Annotated in this window: 21 protein-coding genes and 1 pseudogene; 8 read left to right on the forward strand and 14 right to left on the reverse strand. The window is 69.0% G+C overall.

The features are described from left to right. Positions 1-106 precede the first annotated feature (106 nt). Genes ACWC5C_RS12975 through ACWC5C_RS12985 form a run of 3 tightly spaced genes read right to left on the reverse strand, consistent with a single transcriptional unit; the run spans position 107 to position 1,025 of the window. Positions 107-472: a hypothetical protein gene (locus ACWC5C_RS12975; protein WP_450875483.1), complete on the reverse strand. Its 366-nt coding sequence runs from the start codon at positions 470-472 to the stop codon at positions 107-109. A 40-nt stretch (positions 473-512) separates the two neighbouring features. Further along, positions 513-692, reverse strand: coding sequence for a hypothetical protein (locus ACWC5C_RS12980; RefSeq protein WP_450875484.1), 180 nt, complete (start codon positions 690-692; stop codon positions 513-515). 33 nt (positions 693-725) lie between these two features. Continuing rightward, positions 726-1,025: a hypothetical protein gene (locus ACWC5C_RS12985; protein WP_450875485.1), complete on the reverse strand. Its 300-nt coding sequence runs from the start codon at positions 1,023-1,025 to the stop codon at positions 726-728. 140 nt (positions 1,026-1,165) lie between these two features. Between ACWC5C_RS12985 and ACWC5C_RS12990 the strand changes: the two genes are divergently transcribed. The 4 genes from ACWC5C_RS12990 to ACWC5C_RS13005 all read left to right on the forward strand — a co-directional run bounded on the left by ACWC5C_RS12990 (position 1,166) and on the right by ACWC5C_RS13005 (position 4,298). Next, the gene (locus ACWC5C_RS12990) at positions 1,166-2,437 is read left to right on the forward strand and encodes a hypothetical protein (RefSeq protein WP_450875486.1); all 1,272 of its coding nucleotides are present in this window, start codon (positions 1,166-1,168) and stop codon (positions 2,435-2,437) included. After that, entirely contained in the window at positions 2,437-2,976 is a 540-nt protein-coding gene (locus ACWC5C_RS12995; protein WP_450875487.1) for a GNAT family N-acetyltransferase, read from the forward strand. The genes ACWC5C_RS12990 and ACWC5C_RS12995 overlap by 1 nt, the downstream gene beginning before the upstream one ends. A 72-nt stretch (positions 2,977-3,048) precedes the next feature. Further along, on the forward strand, positions 3,049-3,909 hold the full coding sequence (locus tag ACWC5C_RS13000; protein WP_450875488.1) for a phosphotransferase: 861 nt from the start codon (positions 3,049-3,051) through the stop codon (positions 3,907-3,909). Positions 3,910-3,956: 47 nt separating this feature from the next. Continuing rightward, positions 3,957-4,298 carry a VOC family protein gene (locus ACWC5C_RS13005; protein ID WP_450875489.1) on the forward strand — a complete coding sequence of 114 codons (342 nt, stop codon included), beginning with the start codon at positions 3,957-3,959 and terminating at the stop codon, positions 4,296-4,298. A 9-nt stretch (positions 4,299-4,307) separates the two neighbouring features. On the opposite strand, the gene ACWC5C_RS13010 is transcribed toward ACWC5C_RS13005, so the two are convergent. From ACWC5C_RS13010 to ACWC5C_RS13035, 6 genes and pseudogenes are all read right to left on the reverse strand, one after another. Further along, on the reverse strand, positions 4,308-4,991 hold the full coding sequence (locus tag ACWC5C_RS13010) for a hypothetical protein (RefSeq protein WP_450875490.1): 684 nt from the start codon (positions 4,989-4,991) through the stop codon (positions 4,308-4,310). Then, complete coding sequence (locus ACWC5C_RS13015) at positions 4,988-5,746, reverse strand: maleylpyruvate isomerase family mycothiol-dependent enzyme (protein ID WP_450875491.1); 759 nt, start codon at positions 5,744-5,746, stop codon at positions 4,988-4,990. The genes ACWC5C_RS13010 and ACWC5C_RS13015 overlap by 4 nt, the downstream gene beginning before the upstream one ends. 44 nt (positions 5,747-5,790) lie before the next feature. Further along, positions 5,791-6,363, reverse strand: coding sequence for a DUF5753 domain-containing protein (locus ACWC5C_RS13020; protein ID WP_450875561.1), 573 nt, complete (start codon positions 6,361-6,363; stop codon positions 5,791-5,793). Positions 6,364-6,435: 72 nt separating this feature from the next. Beyond that, positions 6,436-6,636 (reverse strand): annotated as a pseudogene (locus tag ACWC5C_RS13025) (helix-turn-helix domain-containing protein); the annotation flags it as partial. Between the two features lie 15 nt (positions 6,637-6,651). Next, the gene (locus tag ACWC5C_RS13030; RefSeq protein WP_450875492.1) at positions 6,652-7,173 is read right to left on the reverse strand and encodes a DUF6879 family protein; all 522 of its coding nucleotides are present in this window, start codon (positions 7,171-7,173) and stop codon (positions 6,652-6,654) included. Next, positions 7,133-7,399, reverse strand: a complete 267-nt coding sequence (locus ACWC5C_RS13035) for a hypothetical protein (protein WP_450875493.1) — start codon at positions 7,397-7,399, stop codon at positions 7,133-7,135. Before ACWC5C_RS13035 ends, ACWC5C_RS13030 begins: the two co-directional genes overlap by 41 nt. Positions 7,400-7,589: 190 nt before the next feature. Here ACWC5C_RS13035 and ACWC5C_RS13040 point away from each other — a divergent pair, with 190 nt between their 5' ends. Beyond that, entirely contained in the window at positions 7,590-8,498 is a 909-nt protein-coding gene (locus tag ACWC5C_RS13040; RefSeq protein WP_450875494.1) for a radical SAM protein, read from the forward strand. 476 nt (positions 8,499-8,974) lie between these two features. Here the strand turns inward: ACWC5C_RS13040 and ACWC5C_RS13045 are convergent, their stop codons facing one another. Both ACWC5C_RS13045 and glmS read right to left on the reverse strand, forming a co-directional pair. Then, a complete protein-coding gene (locus ACWC5C_RS13045) occupies positions 8,975-9,343 on the reverse strand; it encodes a holo-ACP synthase (protein ID WP_450875495.1) in 369 nt (122 codons plus the stop codon). Beyond that, complete coding sequence (gene glmS / locus ACWC5C_RS13050) at positions 9,340-11,187, reverse strand: glutamine--fructose-6-phosphate transaminase (isomerizing) (protein WP_450875496.1); 1,848 nt, start codon at positions 11,185-11,187, stop codon at positions 9,340-9,342. Before glmS ends, ACWC5C_RS13045 begins: the two co-directional genes overlap by 4 nt. 213 nt (positions 11,188-11,400) lie before the next feature. On the opposite strand from glmS, the gene coaA reads away from it, so the two are divergent. Both coaA and ACWC5C_RS13060 read left to right on the forward strand, forming a co-directional pair. After that, positions 11,401-12,417, forward strand: a complete 1,017-nt coding sequence (gene coaA / locus ACWC5C_RS13055; RefSeq protein WP_450875497.1) for a type I pantothenate kinase — start codon at positions 11,401-11,403, stop codon at positions 12,415-12,417. A gap of 21 nt (positions 12,418-12,438) precedes the next feature. Continuing rightward, positions 12,439-13,359: a TIGR00341 family protein gene (locus ACWC5C_RS13060; RefSeq protein ID WP_450875498.1), complete on the forward strand. Its 921-nt coding sequence runs from the start codon at positions 12,439-12,441 to the stop codon at positions 13,357-13,359. A gap of 111 nt (positions 13,360-13,470) precedes the next feature. Here the strand turns inward: ACWC5C_RS13060 and glmM are convergent, their stop codons facing one another. From glmM to rplM, 3 genes are all read right to left on the reverse strand, one after another. Beyond that, a complete protein-coding gene (glmM, locus tag ACWC5C_RS13065; RefSeq protein ID WP_450875499.1) occupies positions 13,471-14,829 on the reverse strand; it encodes a phosphoglucosamine mutase in 1,359 nt (452 codons plus the stop codon). A 176-nt stretch (positions 14,830-15,005) separates the two neighbouring features. Then, positions 15,006-15,509 (reverse strand): 30S ribosomal protein S9, encoded by a 504-nt coding sequence (gene rpsI / locus ACWC5C_RS13070; RefSeq protein WP_385446576.1) that lies wholly within the window; start codon positions 15,507-15,509, stop codon positions 15,006-15,008. A 41-nt stretch (positions 15,510-15,550) separates the two neighbouring features. Next, complete coding sequence (gene rplM / locus ACWC5C_RS13075; protein ID WP_385446575.1) at positions 15,551-15,994, reverse strand: 50S ribosomal protein L13; 444 nt, start codon at positions 15,992-15,994, stop codon at positions 15,551-15,553. Positions 15,995-16,276: 282 nt separating this feature from the next. Between rplM and ACWC5C_RS13080 the strand changes: the two genes are divergently transcribed. Continuing rightward, a complete protein-coding gene (locus ACWC5C_RS13080) occupies positions 16,277-17,143 on the forward strand; it encodes a hypothetical protein (RefSeq protein WP_450875500.1) in 867 nt (288 codons plus the stop codon). The last annotated feature ends 1 nt before the right edge of the window (position 17,144 follow it).

Consider the following 17,144-nt stretch of genomic DNA (forward strand, 5'->3'; position numbering starts at 1 on the left):
GTGGGCAGTGCCAGGTGGCAGGCGCCGGGGTTGTGCCCACCCACCGGCCCGCACCCGGCAACGAAACCCGACCGGGCAGGCAACGGCTCCCGTACGGGGACGGGCGTCAGCTGGCGTCCTTCTCGATCGCCTCGAAGATGTCCGCGCCCGTCTCCCGCTGCCAGTCGGGGAGATCGGGCCAGTCGGCGACGTAGCCGGGCTTGGGATCCTCGAAGTGCCGGTACATCTGCGCGGTCCAGCACGTCGCGACGAACCGCCCCTTCTGCTCCCGCGTGAGCCGCCCCGCGTGCCCCTCACTCAGTTGCAGAAACTGCCGCACCTGCTCGTACACCGCCCCGGCAGCCGCCCGCTCCCACTCCGGCGTGCCCTCCCAGGGCGTCACATAGCCCGCCTTGGGCTCCCCGGGAAAGTGCCGCCGCACACCCGCGATCCACGCCTCCCGAAACACCCGCGCACCCTCGGCCCGCGACATCCCTGCCCCTTTCGTCACCGTGTCGGCCGCACCATGGCCATCAGTACCGCCGAATCCGGCGGCTGACTCTCCCCGATGTCCTCGTATCCCCATGACGCGTACAGCCGGTGGACCTTTCGTGCAGCCGGTCGGCCCGCACCTCGGCGTAGACGGAGATCAGCGTGTCCCATACCGGCTCCACGTCGCGGAAGTGCCGGAGTTCGATGGCCGCGGATGTCATGAGGCGTCCCTTCGGGAGTCGGTGTGTGTGCCTTCAGGGGAGATCCCCGTCCTCGTCGGGGTCGGGGAGTCGTTCGCCTCTGCTCTCCGCCACCCGCAGCACGTCGCGCAGCGCCTCGCACAGCCGCTCCGAGAGGAAGCGGAGTTCTTGCGCGTCCGCCTTGCGCTCGTCCAGTAGTGAGCGGGCGTGGCCGAGGAGTTGCGTGCCCATGGACAGTTGAAGTGCCTCGATCTCGTCGGCCCGTCGGTTGAGGGGACTGTTGTCGTTGTCCGACGACAGATAACAGGGCCTGCCCTCCGGGTCGGACCAGGGCAGCAGGCGTAGGCCGGTCATCGTCAGCTCCCATTGGCTGGGTCTCGCGTGTACCCCACCAGTGCAGCGCTTCCTTGGGAGGCGAAGGTCGCTGACGACCGGACGTTTGGGCGGACGTTTCGCTACGCTGAGTAGACGGTCATGTGCGTGGGGAGACGTTGATGGCGGACGGTGGCGTGCTCGCGGGGTTACGCAAGGGCGCGGGATATACCCAGGTGACGTTCGTCGCGGAATTCACCCGCGAGGCCGCCCGGTTGTGTATCGATGCCTCGGTGAGCGTCCGCCAGCTCCGGCGGTGGGAGAGCGAGTCGCCTCCGCCGTTACCGCACCCGGGTCAACAGGCCGTGCTTGAGGCGATGTTCGGGCTTCCGCTCGCCGATATGGGATTCGATGTTCCCTCGCACCGGCGTACGTTTGCCGGAGGGATCGGCGACGATGAAGAGGTGAGACGTCGAGCATTCGTCACCGGGTCCGGGGCGATCGCCGCAGCGGCGATCCTCCCGAACCGGCATGGCCCCCGCATCGGGGCCAGTGATGTGGCGGCGTTCCGCGCGGGGCTGGTCGACCTCTACGCGGTCGATCACCGTTCCGGCGGAATTCCCGCGAAGGCGCGGGCCCAGCAGCTTGAACAGCGCGTTACGCGCGCCCTGAGCGGCAGCGTCTACACGAGCCGAGTCGGTCGTGACCTTCAGACGATGGTCTGCGAAATCGCCTGTCACCGGGCATGGTTCGGATACGACGGCGGACCGCCAGAAGAAGCCCGTGCTGCCTGCATGGAAGCTATGACGGCGGCGCAGCTCATCGACGATCCGCTGTTGCAGGTGCGTGCGCTCAACACGCTCTCCCTGCTGTCCGTCGACGCGGGCCGCATGTGGGAGGCGGCGTCGGCCATCGAGGGCGCTTACCGTCTCGCGCATCAGGCGGGCGCGGGGCCCACGGTGCACCTGGTGATCTCGCTCCGCGAGGCCAGCGCGGCAGGGCAGGCGGGCGATCTGCCCGGAGCGCGTCGCGCGTTGAGCCGCGCCGTGTCCTACCAGGGGCGCACGGACACCGATGCGGACGTACCGAGGTGGGCACGGTTCGCCGGTCCCGTTGAGGTGGACTACGCGACGGCGGGCTACTACGCCACGGAGGGTCAGCCCGCGCGAGCCGTGCCCTTCCTGCGCTCCGCGGTCGCCGGGCTCGGCGGTGGTTACACCCGTAACACCGCTTGGTACCGTGCCCGTCTCGCGCAGACGCTGCTCCATGCCAGCGAGGTCGAGGAGGCGTGCCACGAGATGACGGGCGTACTCGATGCCTGCGGCGGTGTGTCTTCGGCAAGGCTGCGGAGCCGTCTACGGGACTTCGGGCGTTCTGCCGTACGCGTCGATGCCCCTGCCGCGCGTGACGTGGTCGAGCGCATTCGTGAGGCGACGCGAGAGAGGGACCGCTGATGATCACTGTTGAGCGTATGGACGGCGCGGCGGCGGCGCGGGCCGAAGAGGCCTTCACCCTCGTCTACACCGAGGCGTTCGCCGAGCCGCCGTACGACAAGACCTCAGACTCGGTCGAGTCGAACTTCCGGCGGTTCCGTTCGCAGGTCCGCAAGGCCACCTTTCGGGGAGCCCTCGCCCGTACGGGCGACGGTGAGCCGGTCGGTATCGCGTATGGCTATCCGCTGAGCCCCCAGACCGGCTGGTGGGACCGGCTCATCGTGCCGGTGAGTGACGAGGCGCGCCGCGAGGACGGGCAGCGGACGTTCGGGCTGATGGAGCTGGCCGTACGTGCGCCGTGGCGCCGCATGGGCGTGGCGCGTCGGCTGCATGAGGCGGTCCTTGCCGACGGCGCCGAGGAACGCGTGCTGCTCAACGCCCGGCCGGATGTCGAGGCCGCGCAGGCGGCCTACCGGTCGTGGGGCTACCGCAAGGTGGGCGACGCGCACCCGTGGGACGGAGCCGACCTGCACGACGTGATGGTTCTCGACCTGAGCTGACCCGACGCTACTGCAGCCAGAATCCCCAGCGCCTCAGCCACAGGTCGAGCGGAGCAGGTCCGTATCTCCCGGATGCCCGAGAAGCGAATGCGTACCAAGGAACTGACGGCGATGAAGCGTGAACTGCCAGGGCCCGAGTTCTGGGCACTGATCCGCCCCCACACGGGCGTCCTGGCTGAGGCGCAGCGCACCGCAGGGGGTTTCGGCTCCGATCTGACAGCCGTGATCGAGTGCGAGAAGGGCCCCTGCTTCGTCAAGGCCATGCGTAACCGTCCCGGGGGACGCCGTGCCTCACTCATCCGGGAACGACTGATCAACCCAGCCGTGCAGTCGCTGTCCCCCACTCTGCTCTGGCATGCGGAAGACGACGAGTGGCTCGCCCTGGGTTTCCACGTCGTAGACGCCCGCCGGTCGGACTTCACACCAGCCTCGCCCGATCTGCCTGCGGTGGTCGATCTCGTGGACCGGCTCGGCGACTTGGACCTCCCCGAGGTCGCCCGAGACTGGCCGGAGACCCGTTGGGATCGGTTCGCGGCCGAGAAGGCCGAAGCTGAACTGTTCCGGGGTGACGCGCTGCTCCACACCGACATCAACCCCAGCAACGTGATCCTCGGGGAGCGCGGCCGATGGATCGTGGACTGGTCCTGGCCGACCCGGGGCGCCGGGTTCATCGACCCCGCATGCCTCGTCGTGCAGCTCATCGCGGCCGGGCACACCGCCGAGGCCGCCGAGGAATGGGCGGCCGGGTGTGCGGCGTGGGCGAACGCGGACCCCTCCGCGATCGACGCCTTCGCCGCTGCCACCCTCCGCATGAACCGGTCACGCGCCGACCGCTACCCGGAGGCGGCCTGGCTCGAAGCAATGGCCGCAGCCGCGCGGGGGTGGGCCGCCCATCGGGGGGTGGCCGAGGCGCCCGGTCAGGTGATGGCATAGGTCTTGCCTGAGCATCCAAGGCAAACCGGACGACGAGGGATGGGGCCTTGACCATCGAATCAGTGGTCGTGCGGCAGCGTGTCGAGGATCTGGACGCGGCCGTGCCGTTCTACGAGAAGCTCACCGGGAGCACCGCGTCCCGTTTCGCCTTCGCCGGGGTCACCCTGGCCAGCGTCGGCCCGTTCCTGCTGTTCAGCGGGCCGGATGAGGCTGTGCGGCGCGTCGCCGGGGTGGCGGCCACGCTGGGGGTGGCGGACCTCGACGCTGCGGTGGAGGAAGCGGTGGCGGGAGGCGCCGAGGTGGTGGCCCCGAGCGCTCCGACCCCCAACGGCCACCGTGCCGTACTGCGACACCCCCAGGGTGGGGTGTACGAGTACGTCGGCCCCTGAACCTGCCGCTCATTTCACCCAGCGGGGCGCGTACGTCACGTGGAGGTCCTGCCCATCGTGCGCCTGCGGACTCTGCCAGACGTACAGGCTCCGGCAGACGTGGTAGTTGCAGCCCGGGCCTGGGAGGTACAGCTGGGTCGCGGCGGCGGGCGGGCCATCGTTCGTCACGGCGAAGATCTGCCGGGCTGATTCGCGGAATGCCCTCGTCGTGCCCGTCAGGAACAGCGTCTCGGCGTGGACGTGCTGGCGTAGGCGGTCCTCTTGGCAGGGTTCCAGGTCGCTGTCCGGCATGCTCGCGGTCCGAAGCTCGCGGGGAGCGTTTCCCGCCGTGATGCGCTCGCGCAGCCGCTTCCAGCGGGACGGGCGGAACTGCAACGACCGGTGGGACAGCACGAGATCGAGCGGCTTCTCGTCCCGCCAGCCGATTCCGGGCGCGGTCGGGGTGGCGCGCAGGGGCAGGTAGACCAACGACCGTGGGGACCGCGCCGCCAGTAGCCACAGCGTGCCGATGCGCCGACCGTCGGCCCGGTCGACGTACAGCTCGTAGCGACGGCCGGTTGCGTACAGCGCCCCATTGTTCAGCGGTGCCGCCGGGCGGATCACCCGGAATTCCTCGCCGCCCAGCCGCACTCGCTGCACGGCGATCTTCACCCGGAGCTCGTCCCGTCCGATCGCGGCCTTGGACGCTGTCATTGAAGCCACAATCCCGAGCGCGTCAGCCACAGGTCGAGCAGTGCCGTGTCGCCTGTGACCTTCGCGGTGGGGGCTGGGCGGCGGTATACGAGCAGGAGCAGGTCCGTCAGGGTGGCGCGGATCTCGACGGTGGCCTTCTCGGGGGTGCGGCGGACGACGGGGGCGTTGGCGGTGAGATCGACCAGCCACGCGGAGCCGGTGTCGGTGCCCTGCAAGCAAAGGGTGCCGAATAGCGGCGGTTCGCCCTCGTAGGCCTCGGGGAGTGTGCTGTACGTCAGCCACTCGTCCAGGGCGTCCAGGGCGACGTCTTCGGACAGGCTGAACTCCGCACCGACCGCCAGCGCGGCGTCGGCGCGGTGGATCAGCGTCTCGTGGGTCATCCGGCGCGCCCAGAACATCGCCGTTCCGCCGGGGCCGGGCGTCCACACCGGGGTGTCGGGCCCGGCGGCGCGCAGGGCGTCGGCCAGGCGTGCGGCGCCCTCGCCGAGTTGGGTGCTCAGGGCGGCGGGGTCCTCGTCGGTGCGGAGGGGGACGTCGTTGACCGGGTCGTCCGGGACGGGGTCGGTCGCCCGGGTGCGTACGGCCGTCTCGGCCCACCCGTGGGCGCCGCCGAGGTGTCGGACGAGCTGGCCGAGGTTCCAGGCCGGGCAGGTCGGCACCGGGGTGGTCGGGTCGGCGCCCGCCAGATGGGCTCTCAATAGGTCGGTCTGCCGCACGATTTCGGCGTGGTAGCGGTCGAAGCCCAGGAGAGTCATGCTCCAACGCTACTGACCACACCCAGCTCTTTGCCGCTCCTTTTCTACGTCAAGCCATCAATGGCAGAGGCGATGATCGACCGGGCATCCGCGCCGTAGAGAGCCAGGTCCTTAAGGTTTCCGAACGCCTTGATATAGAGCGCCACTTCACTTGGCTCCGATTCCTTGATGGATGCCGACAGCGTTTCGACGTGCACGCGCCCACCATCAAAGATGGTAAACGTTTCCAACGGCCATGATGTCCGGGGCGCCGTGAAGGGAATAATGCCAAGTGAGACGGATGGGAGCGCCATCACCGACAGCAAATAGCCAAGCTGTGCGATCATCACTTCAGCACTGCCAATCCGATACCGCAATACTGATTCCTCGATCAGCACGGCGAACCGATGATCGCCATTGCGGATGACATGGGATCGGTTCATGCGAGCAACAACAGCGTCCGCTACGTCGTCGGGTGCTCCTCGGAACTTCGCAATTGAGGCCAGCAGAGCTGTTGCATAATCGGGCACCTGAAAGAAGCCCGGTACTACGTTGGAGCAGTACACGTGAAACTGGCGCGACTGTTCATAGAGAGGTACGCCAGATTCCTGAAGTTGCCGCAACCCCGTTCGCTGCAACCGCCTCCACCGGACGTACATGGAATCCGCTTGCCGATTTGCGACAATCAGGTCATCGGCCTGACCCGGAACACCGCATGCTGCGCACCATGCCCGCACGTCAGAGTCACTGGGCGCCGTCTTGGCATTCTCGATTCGAGATGACTTGGATTCGCTCCAACTGCATCGAACAGCCAACTCACGTCCCGTAATTCTTGCGTCAAGTCTCATTTCCCGCAATCGGCCAGCTACGGTTTCTCTGACCTCTTGAGCCCTGGATGAAGGGGACGACATAAGTTGGCTGTCCGACTATCCCTGCATCTGGTATTCGCTGTGCGGTATCGCACGCCGCCAAACACTCTCAAACGCCGCAGCGCACAGCTTCAGTGTCTCGGCATCGGTACTGAGTTCATCCGTGACATGACTGCCGTCCCCCGCGAAGTGGTGAACACGGAGCAGGTCTCCATCGAACAGCCAGAAGTCGTTGGCGGGCAAGAGGAAATCCGTCGCCTGCCTACGCGGCAACCAGCGCACCTCTTCACCAGCGATGATGTTGGCTCGTGTCGCATAGTGCTCCCAGCGGATGTACTCGCTGACGGGCTCCGACACGACACGCGCACGGCGAACGACTACGCCACGGGTCACGGCATCCGAAATGGTCTGATGGAAAGGATGCCACCACGATTCACGTTCACCCCAGTCAACACGCTCCCCGCGTTGCCACGCTTCCAGCCTGGGGTTACTTCCGTAGTCGTCCCGCATTTCCAGGTGAACGGCACATTCTCTGGTGTCACCGAGCAGCTTGCTGAACGACGGAATGCTCGACTGCATCGCACGCTTCCCTGATCATCGGCACCATTCGCGCCGGAATCCTGATGACTTCTTCGCTGTCCGGGATCGGCCCGTTGGCCCGTGTGTTGGCCTCGCAGGCTGCCCGAAGTTCGGGGCCCGCCTTCCAGCCTTGCAAGACCAGCTCTCCCGACTGCTCATCAGCCCACACGGTTGGGCAGTGGTCGAGGTCGGTCTCCGGGTCGATCCCGACGAACCGTAGCGCCATGTCAGCCTCCGTCAGTGCGCGATCTGCCCCGACTTGCACACCCATCTTCTCCCTTCGGGGCACGCCGTCAAGACCGCCTGCGGAAACTCGTGTGCAATTTCGTGCAAGTTGATGGCGTGGAGCTCTCCTTCAGCCGTTGACTGCTCATCTGATAGGGCATTCTGGCCAACCAGTCGTGAGGAGTCTCGCGATGAGCACTGCCCGGAACCGACTGCATTTCGCCTGGTTAGAGATCACTGGGTTCTGCAACGAATTCTGTGATCACTGCTATGCCGACTCATCCCCTCAGGGAACGCACGGCACCATGACCGTGGACGACTGGAAGCAGGTCATCGACCAGCTCGCGGACATGGGTGCACGTGATGTTCAGTTTATCGGTGGCGAACCCACCCTCCACCCAAAGTTGTCGGATCTGATCCGGTACGCGTGCGGGTCCGGGCTGGCTGTCGAGGTCTTCTCCAACATGACCCACATCAGGGACGAGCTGTGGGATGCCTTCACGACCTGCGGGGTCAAACTCGCAACGTCGTACTACTCCGACACCGCAGAGGATCACGACGCGGTGACCAACCTCCGCGGCTCTCACCGGCGCACGCGCGCGAACGTGGAAAAAGCGCTGAGTCTGAACATCCCGCTGCGTGGCGGAATCGTCGCGGTGCGGGAAGGACAGCGTGTACAGGAGGCAGCAAGGGACCTTATCGCCCTCGGTATTGGAACGGTGGGCGGGGACCGCACCCGGGCCTTCGGCCGAGGCAGCGCAGGAGCCGCGCCCACCATCACAGACCTCTGCGGGCACTGCGCACACGAAAAGCTTGCGATCACCCCCAACGGTGACGTCTGGCCGTGCGTCCTCGGGCGGTTCCTCACGATCGGCAACGTGCGCGAAACCGCGCTCGCCGACATCTGGGGCGGAGCGAAGATGGCCAAGGTCCTGACCGACATCTCTGCGGTACACGGAGAGGGCGCACGGTCGTGCACGCCCCCTCAGTTCCTCCCGATGTGCGGGCCGTGCAGCCCGTGCGTCCCCTCTGTGGGGCACTGCGACCCGAAAGAGGCAGTGGCATCGGCGAAAGCGGCTACGATCGCCGCACCCGCTTGACCCTCAGCGATCCGCAGGAGCGCACAAATGGACGACCACGGGGACGACTTCGGTAAGTGGTTTCAGGACGGTCAGGGGAGTGTTCACCGTTCTGAGGATCAGTGGCTCACCATTGCCCGGTATGTACGGCACGCGGCGAACAAGCTGAGTGCGGACCTTCCGCTCTGTCTTCCGGGGGAACCGCAAGAATGCGGCCGCAGTGCTCAGCAGCATGTGTTGGCCTGGTCGGCACACCTCAAGGCCGTTGCACATAACCTCATTGAGGAGGCCGCCCCGTCTCCGGCACGAGCGGCGCACGTTGCCGGACCGCTGTATCAACGGCGCTTGGCAGAGCTGCGAGCCAAGAGCCCAGCGCATTCCACGGGCTGACCGCCAACGCCCCCGGGCAAACCGAGACCGGGACCACCGGCGGGGAGCCGCCGATGAGACAGGAGGGGGCGGGGGCGCAACCCCCCGCCCCGTACCCACCACCAAGCTCACGCCTCCGCGATCACCACCGCCGACGCCACCCCCGCGTCGTGGCTCAGCGATACGTGCCAGCTCCGTACGCCCAGCTCATCCGCCCGCGCCGCCACCGTGCCGCGCACCGCGAGGGACGGTTTGCCGCCCGGCTCCGTACGGACCTCCGCGTCCGTCCAGCGCAGGCCGCCCGGGGCGCCCAGGGCCTTGGCCAGGGCCTCCTTCGCGGCGAACCGGGCCGCGAGGGAGGCCGGGCCACGGCGTTCGCCGCTCGGCAGGAGCAGCTCGGCCGGGACGAACAGGCGCGACGCCATGCCGGGCGTACGCTCCAGGGCGGCCGCGAAACGGTCGACGGCCGCCACGTCGATGCCTACACCGACGATCACTCGACGGTGACCGACTTGGCCAGGTTGCGCGGCTGGTCGACCTCGTTGCCGCGGGCCGTGGCCAGCTCGCACGCGAAGACCTGCAGCGGCACGGTGGCCACCAGCGGCTGGAGCAGCGTCGGGGTGACGGGGATCTCGATGAGGTGGTCGGCGTACGGGGCGACCGCCTCGTCGCCGCGCTCGGCGATCACGATGGTGCGGGCGCCACGGGCCCGGATCTCCTGGATGTTGGAGACGATCTTGCCGTGGAGGACGGAGCGGCCGCGAGGAGAGGGCACGACGACCACCACCGGCACGTCCTGCTCGATCAGCGCGATCGGCCCGTGCTTCAGCTCGCCCGCCGCGAAGCCCTCGGCGTGCATGTACGCGAGTTCCTTGAGCTTGAGCGCGCCTTCCAGGGCGACCGGGAAGCCGACGTGGCGGCCGAGGAAGAGGACGGTGTTCTTCGAGGCCAGGCTGCGGGCCAGCTCCCGTACCGGCTCCATGGTCTCCAAGACCTCGTCCACCTGGGTGGCGATCTCGGACAGCTCGCGGATCACGGAGAGGATCTCGTCGCCCCACTTGGTGCCGCGCACCTGACCCAGATACAGCGCCACCAGGTAGCAGGCGACGAGCTGGGTGAGGAACGCCTTGGTGGAGGCGACGGCGACCTCGGGCCCGGCGTGGGTGTACAGGACGGCGTCGGACTCGCGCGGGATCGTGGAGCCGTTGGTGTTGCAGATGGCGAGCACCTTGGCGCCCTGCTCACGGGCGTGCCGCAGCGCCATCAGGGTGTCCATGGTCTCGCCGGACTGCGAGATGGCGATGACGAGGGTGCGCTGGTCGAGGATGGGGTCCCGGTAGCGGAACTCGCTGGCCAGCTCGGTCTCGCAGGGGATGCGGGTCCAGTGCTCGATGGCGTACTTGGCGATCATCCCGGCGTGGTACGCCGTACCGCACGCCACGATGACCACCTTGCTGACCTCGCGCAGCACGGAGGCGGGGATGCGGACCTCGTCCAGGCAGAGGTTTCCGGCCAGGTCGATGCGGCCGAGGAGGGTGTCGGCGACCGCCTTCGGCTGCTCGGCGATCTCCTTGAGCATGAAGTAGTCGTAGCCGCCCTTCTCGGCGGCGGAGGCGTCCCAGTCGACGTGGTACGGGCGGACCTCGGCGGGCGCGCCGTCGAAGTCGGTGACGACGACGCCGTCGCGGCGGGCCTCGACGACCTGGTCCTGGCCCAGCTCGATGGCCTCGCGGGTGTGGGCGATGAACGCGGCCACGTCGGAGGCGAGGAACGACTCGTCCTCGCCGACGCCGACGACCAGCGGCGAGTTGCGGCGCGCGCCCACGACCACGTCGGGCGCGTCGGCGTGCACGGCGACGAGGGTGAAGGCGCCCTCCAGGCGGCGGCACACCTGGCGCATGGACTCGGCGAGGTCGCCGCAGGAGGAGAAGGACTCGGCGAGCAGGTGCGCGACGACCTCGGTGTCCGTCTCGGAGGCCAGCTCATGGCCCCGGTCGGCCAGCTCGGCGCGGAGGGAGGCGAAGTTCTCGATGATGCCGTTGTGGACGACGGACACCCGGCCCGCGTTGTCCAGGTGCGGATGGGCGTTGGCGTCGGTCGGGCCGCCGTGGGTGGCCCACCGGGTGTGGCCGATGCCGGTGCTGCCACTGGGCAGCGGCCGGTCGGACAGCTCCTTCTCCAGGTTGGCGAGCTTGCCCGCCTTCTTGGCGGCGGCGAGCCCGCCGTCGGCCAGAACGGCGACCCCGGCCGAGTCATAGCCTCGGTACTCCAGCCGCTTGAGCCCGGCGAGGACGACATCGAGGGCGGACTGCCCTCCCACGTAACCAACGATTCCGCACATGCAGTGCAGCGTACGACCCACCGGTGCGGGGCCGGACCACCGCCCGCGCGTCGGCCCTCCCTTTTACGGGCATAAGGCGCGCAACCCCGCGCGGAGGCGCGCTGCGGGGGGTGATCGACCCCACGGTCCGGGGTGATCGACACCACGGCCGGGGTGACCGACTCCACGCCCCCGGCCCATCCCTCCGGCGGGCCGGGGCACGACAATGAGGGGATGATCACGTCTACCGCGCGCGAGGCGCGCACCGGGCCCGTGCGCGCACCGCAGCGGCGGGGCGGCGAGGCGACCCCGTATGTGGACCTGTCCCGCGCCGAGTGGAGCGCGCTGCGGGACAAGACCCCGCTGCCGCTGAGCGCCGACGAGGTCGAGCGGCTGCGCGGCCTCGGCGACGTCATCGACCTGGACGAGGTACGGGACGTCTATCTGCCGCTGTCCCGGCTGCTCAACCTGTACGTGGCCGCCACCGGCAGCCTGCGCGGCGCGCTGAACACCTTCCTCGGCGACGCCAAGAACGGCCAGGGCCCGCAGACCGGCACCCCGTTCGTCATCGGCGTGGCGGGCAGCGTCGCGGTCGGCAAGTCGACCACGGCCCGGCTGCTGCAGGCGCTGCTGGCCCGCTGGCCGGAGCATCCACGGGTGGAGCTGGTCACCACCGACGGTTTCCTCTACCCCAACGCCGAGCTGCGGCGGCGCGGGCTGATGTCCCGTAAAGGGTTCCCCGAGTCGTACGACCGCCGCGCGCTGACCCGGTTCGTCGCCGATGTGAAGGCGGGCAAGGCGGAGGTCTCGGCTCCGGTCTACTCGCACCTGATCTACGACATCGTGCCGGGCGAACGGCTCACGGTGCACCGGCCCGACGTCCTCATCGTCGAGGGGCTGAACGTGCTCCAGCCCGCGCTGCCCGGCAAGGACGGGCTGACCCGGGTCGGGCTCGCGGACTTCTTCGACTTCAGCGTGTACGTGGACGCCCGTACGGCGGACATCGAGCGCTGGTACCTCGACCGCTTCCGGAAGCTGCGCCAGACGGCGTTCCAGGACCCGTCCTCGTACTTCCGCAAGTACACCCAGGTCTCCGAGGACGAGGCGCTGGACTACGGCCGGATGATCTGGCGGACCATCAACAAGCCGAACCTCCAGCAGAATGTGCAGCCCACGCGGGGGCGGGCGACACTCGTGCTCCGCAAGGGCCCGGACCACAAGGTGCAGCGGCTCTCCCTGCGCAAGCTGTAGCGAGCTGTAAGGAGCTTCGTCGTGCTGCATCTGCGGCTGATCGTCCCGGACGACCGTACGGACGCGGTGGTACGCCTCCTGGAGGGCACCGTGGGCACCGCCCACCTGATCGTCCTGCCCGGTGCGGCGCGCGATCCGGCCGGGGACGTGGTGCTGTGCGACGTGGCGCGCGAGGCGGGTGACGGGCTGCTGCGCGAGCTGCGGGCGCTCGGTCTCGACGAGGCCGGTTCGATCGCCGTCGACGACATCGGTCTGTCGCTGTCGGCGCGGGCCGACCGGGCCGAGAAGGACGCTCCGGGGGAGGGCGCGGACGCGGTGCTGTGGGAGCACCTGACCGACGCCACCCACGAGGAGTCCACCCTGTCGGTGACCTACCTCGCCTTTCTCGCCCTCGCGACGATGATCGCGGCGTGTGGTGTGGTGCTGGACAACGCGGTCCTGATCGTCGGCGCGATGGCCGTCGGGCCGGAGTTCGGCCCGCTGGCCGGGCTGTGCACCGCCCTGGTCCGGCGCGCCCCGCGACTGGCCATCCGCTCGGCGCTCGCGCTGATCGTCGGGTTCCTGGTGGCGATGGTGCTGACGACGGGCTTCAGCGTGCTGATGGACGCCTTCGGGCTGTTCACGAAGGACCTGCTGAGCGCGGACCGCCCGAACACGGACTTCATCTGGAAGCCGGACATGTTCTCGTTCGTGGTCGCCGTGCTGGCGGGCATCGCGGGGACGCTGTCGCTGACGTCGGCGAAGTCGGGTGCGCTGGTGGGCGTGGCGATCTCGGTGACGACGGTGCCCGCGGCGGCCAATGCGGCGGTGGCGCTGGGGTACGGGGATGTCGACCAGATGGTGGGGTCGAGTGTGCAGCTGCTGCTGAATCTGGTGGGGATCGTGCTGGCAGGGACGCTGACGCTGCTGGTGCAGCGGTGGCTGTGGGCCCGCCGGGCCTGATCCGTTCGGGGGCTCCGCCCCCGCACCCCCGCTCCTCAATCGCCGGAGGGGCTTGAGTTGCCTGGTCTGGGCTGGAAAACCAACCCCTCCGGCGCTTGAGGAAGAAGAGGCCTAGCCCAGGGCCGACTTCACGGCGTCGGCCAGGCGGCCCGCCACCGAGCGGGCCTGGTCGATGTCGGCGGCTTCCACCATCACGCGGACCAGGGGCTCGGTGCCCGAGGAGCGGAGGAGGACGCGGCCGGTCTCGCCCAGCTCGCGTTCGGCCTCGGACACGGCCGCGGCGAGGTCGGCGCTGCTGGTGACGCGGGACTTGTCGACGTCCGGGACGTTGATCAGCACCTGCGGCAGGCGCTCCATCACCCCGGCGAGGTCGGCCAGGGTGCGGCCGGTGGCGGCGACGCGGGCGGCCAGCATCAGGCCGGTGAGGGTGCCGTCGCCGGTGGTGGCGTGGTCGAGGGCGATGACGTGGCCGGACTGCTCGCCGCCGAGGGCGTAGCCGTGCTCCTTCATCTCCTCCAGGACGTAGCGGTCGCCGACCGCCGTCTGGACCAGCTCGACGCCCTCGCGCCGCATGGCGAGCTTGAAGCCGAGGTTCGACATGACGGTGCCGACGACGGTGTTCCCGCGCAGCGTGCCCGCCTCGCGCATGGCGAGGGCGAGGACGGCGAGGATCTGGTCGCCGTCGACCTCGCGGCCGACCGAGTCGACGGCCAGGCAGCGGTCGGCGTCGCCGTCGTGGGCGATGCCGAGGTCGGCGCCGTGCTCGACGACGGCGGCCTGGAGCGTCGCCAGGTGGGTGGAGCCGCAGCCCGCGTTGATGTTGAGGCCGTCCGGCTCGGCGCCGATGGTCACGACCTGGGCCCCGGCGCGGGCGAAGGCCTCCGGGGAGACCCGGGAGGCGGCGCCGTGCGCGCCGTCGATGACGACCTTGAGGCCTTCGAGGCGGTTGGGGAGGACGCCGACGAGGTGGGCGACGTAGTTGTCGAAGCCCTCCGCGTAGTCGCGCACCCGGCCCACCCCGGCGCCGGTGGGCCGGTCCCACGGCTCACCGGAGGTGTGGGACCGGTAGGTGGTCTCGATACGGTCCTCCAGCTCGTCGGCGAGCTTGTGGCCGCCTCGGGCGAAGAACTTGATGCCGTTGTCGGGCATCGGGTTGTGGCTGGCGGAGAGCATCACGCCGAGGTCCGCGCCCAGCGAGCCGGTCAGATGGGCCACCGCGGGGGTGGGGAGTACGCCCACCCGCAGCACGTCCACGCCCGCGCTGGCGAGGCCCGCCACCACGGCGGCCTCCAGGAACTCCCCGGACGCGCGCGGATCCCGCCCGACCACCGCCACCGGCCGATGCCCCTCGAAGGTCCCCACCTCGGCGAGCACGTGCGCCGCCGCGACCGACAGGCCGAGCGCCATCTCAGCCGTCAGGTCGGCGTTCGCGACGCCGCGCACACCATCCGTACCGAAGAGTCGTCCCACTGGTGTCCTCCGAGATTACGAGCTGAGGGGGCAGAAGCTTGCGTGGAGATTGATAGACGCTTGCCTGTAGGTATACGCCCCCTGGTGGCGATAGCCGAACGCCCCGGAGGCACGGGTGGTGCCGCCGGGGCGTGTCGACGAGCGGCGGAAGCCGCCGAACCGCGTGGTGAAGCGGATTAACGCTTGCTGTACTGCGGCGCCTTACGGGCCTTCTTCAGACCGGCCTTCTTGCGCTCGGTGGCGCGGTCGTCACGGGTCAGGAATCCGGCCTTCTTGAGCGGGGCGCGGTTGTTGTCCACGTCCGCCTCGTTCAGCGCGCGGGCGACGCCCAGGCGCAGCGCACCGGCCTGACCGGAGACGCCGCCGCCCGAGATGCGGGCGATGACGTCGTAGCGGTCGTCCAGTTCGAGCACCTTGAAGGGCTCGTTGACTTCCTGCTGGTGCACCTTGTTGGGGAAGTACCCCTCAAGGGTGCGACCGTTGATCTTCCACTGGCCGCTGCCCGGCACGATGCGGACGCGGGCGATCGCGTTCTTGCGGCGCCCGGTGCCGGCGGCCGGCTGCGGGTCACCGAAACGGGAGGCGAGCGACTCGGAGGTGTACTCCGACTCGACCGTCTCGACGCTCTCGGTGGTGTACTCCTCGACCTCGATGGGGGTCTCGGCGGTGGTCTCGGCCACGATGCTCCTCAGCTTCTCTTCGTCTTAGGGGGTGGCCGGACTTACTGCGCGACCTGGGTGATCTCGAACGGGACCGGCTGCTGAGCACCGTGGGGGTGCTGGTCGCCCGAGTACACCTTCAGCTTGGAGAGCATCTGACGGCCCAGGGTGTTCTTGGGGATCATGCCCTTGATGGCCTTCTCGACGGCCTTCTCGGGGTTCTTGGCCAGCAGCTCGTCGTAACGGACGGAGCGCAGACCACCCGGGTAGCCCGAGTGGCGGTACGCCATCTTCTGGGTCCGCTTGTTGCCGGAGAGGTGCACCTTGTCGGCGTTGATGATGATGACGAAGTCACCCGCGTCGACATGCGGCGCGTACACCGGCTTGTGCTTCCCCCGCAGAAGGGTGGCGGCCTGGGTAGCCAGACGGCCGAGGACAACGTCGGTGGCGTCGATGACGTGCCACTGACGCTGCACGTCGCCGGGCTTGGGGCTGTACGTACGCACGGTCGTAGCCTTCGCTTCTTCAGTGAGTGTGGTCCTGACAAGGCCACCCGGACGATCACGACAGCCCTGGCCGCACATCGGTGACGCATCCGAGTGCCTGCCGCTGGTCATCGGCCCGGTGAACCGGCGTAACGGCCACTCACGTGAGAACGAGCAAGCCAATACGCATAACGAACTGGCAGAATACCGGCCCGCACCCACGGGGGTCAAAACGCCTCCCTCAGCCGTCACCCTCTCCCCGGCGGGTCCCCGGTGTCACCTGCCGGGATTAGGATGCGCGCCATGAGCTTTGGGCAAGGGGGGCCGTACGGGCCCGGGGGATCTCAGCAGCCTCAGTCGCGTCAGTCGTCGCAGACACCGGACTGGGCCGCGATGGCAGATCACACCGCCACGCGCGGCCGTCGCCGACGATGGCTCTTCATCGGGGGCGCGGTGCTGGCGACGGCGGCGGTCGGGGCGATGGTCGCCACCGCCGTGATCAGCAGCAACGACAAGGGCGGCTCCTCGGACGACTCGGCGAACCATCTGCCCTCGCAGCCGACGCTGCCGCGCGAGGCGGAGTCGCCCGAGCCGTCGTTCTCCAATGTCGCGCCGCCCGCGCCGCCCAAACCGCTGGACATCATCTCCGACGCCAAGCGGGACAAGGCGCCGCTCAGCGCCAAAACGCTCTTCCCGGACGAGGAGGCCGCCAAGGAGGGCCGCTCGTACGCGAGGGGGGCGACCAGCTCCACGTCGAGCTGCGCCGCGGGCACCCAGGGCGCCCTGGGGTCGGTCCTCAACGGCAACGGGTGCCGCAAGCTGCTGCGCGCCACCTTCTCCCGGGACGGCGTGGCGACCACCGTCGGCGTCGCCGTCTTCGACGGGCGGGCCGGCGCGGAGAAGGCGAAGAACGGGTACAAGCCGAATGTGGCGTCGCTGCCGGGCAGCGGGGTTCCGTCGTTCTGCCGCCAGACCGCGTGCCGCACCTCGGCCAACGCGATCGGGCGGTACGCGTACTTCACGATCTCCGGCTTCACCTCGGGGAAGAAGGTGACGACGGCGGACACCCAGGCGCTCCAGGCCGGGCGTGACATGGCCGACTACACCTTCCTCCGCATCCTGGCCCGCGGCAACGCGCAGGCCTCGGCAGCCGCGGGCTCCGGCGGCTGAC

The organism is Streptomyces sp. NPDC001700 (assembly GCF_053596435.1).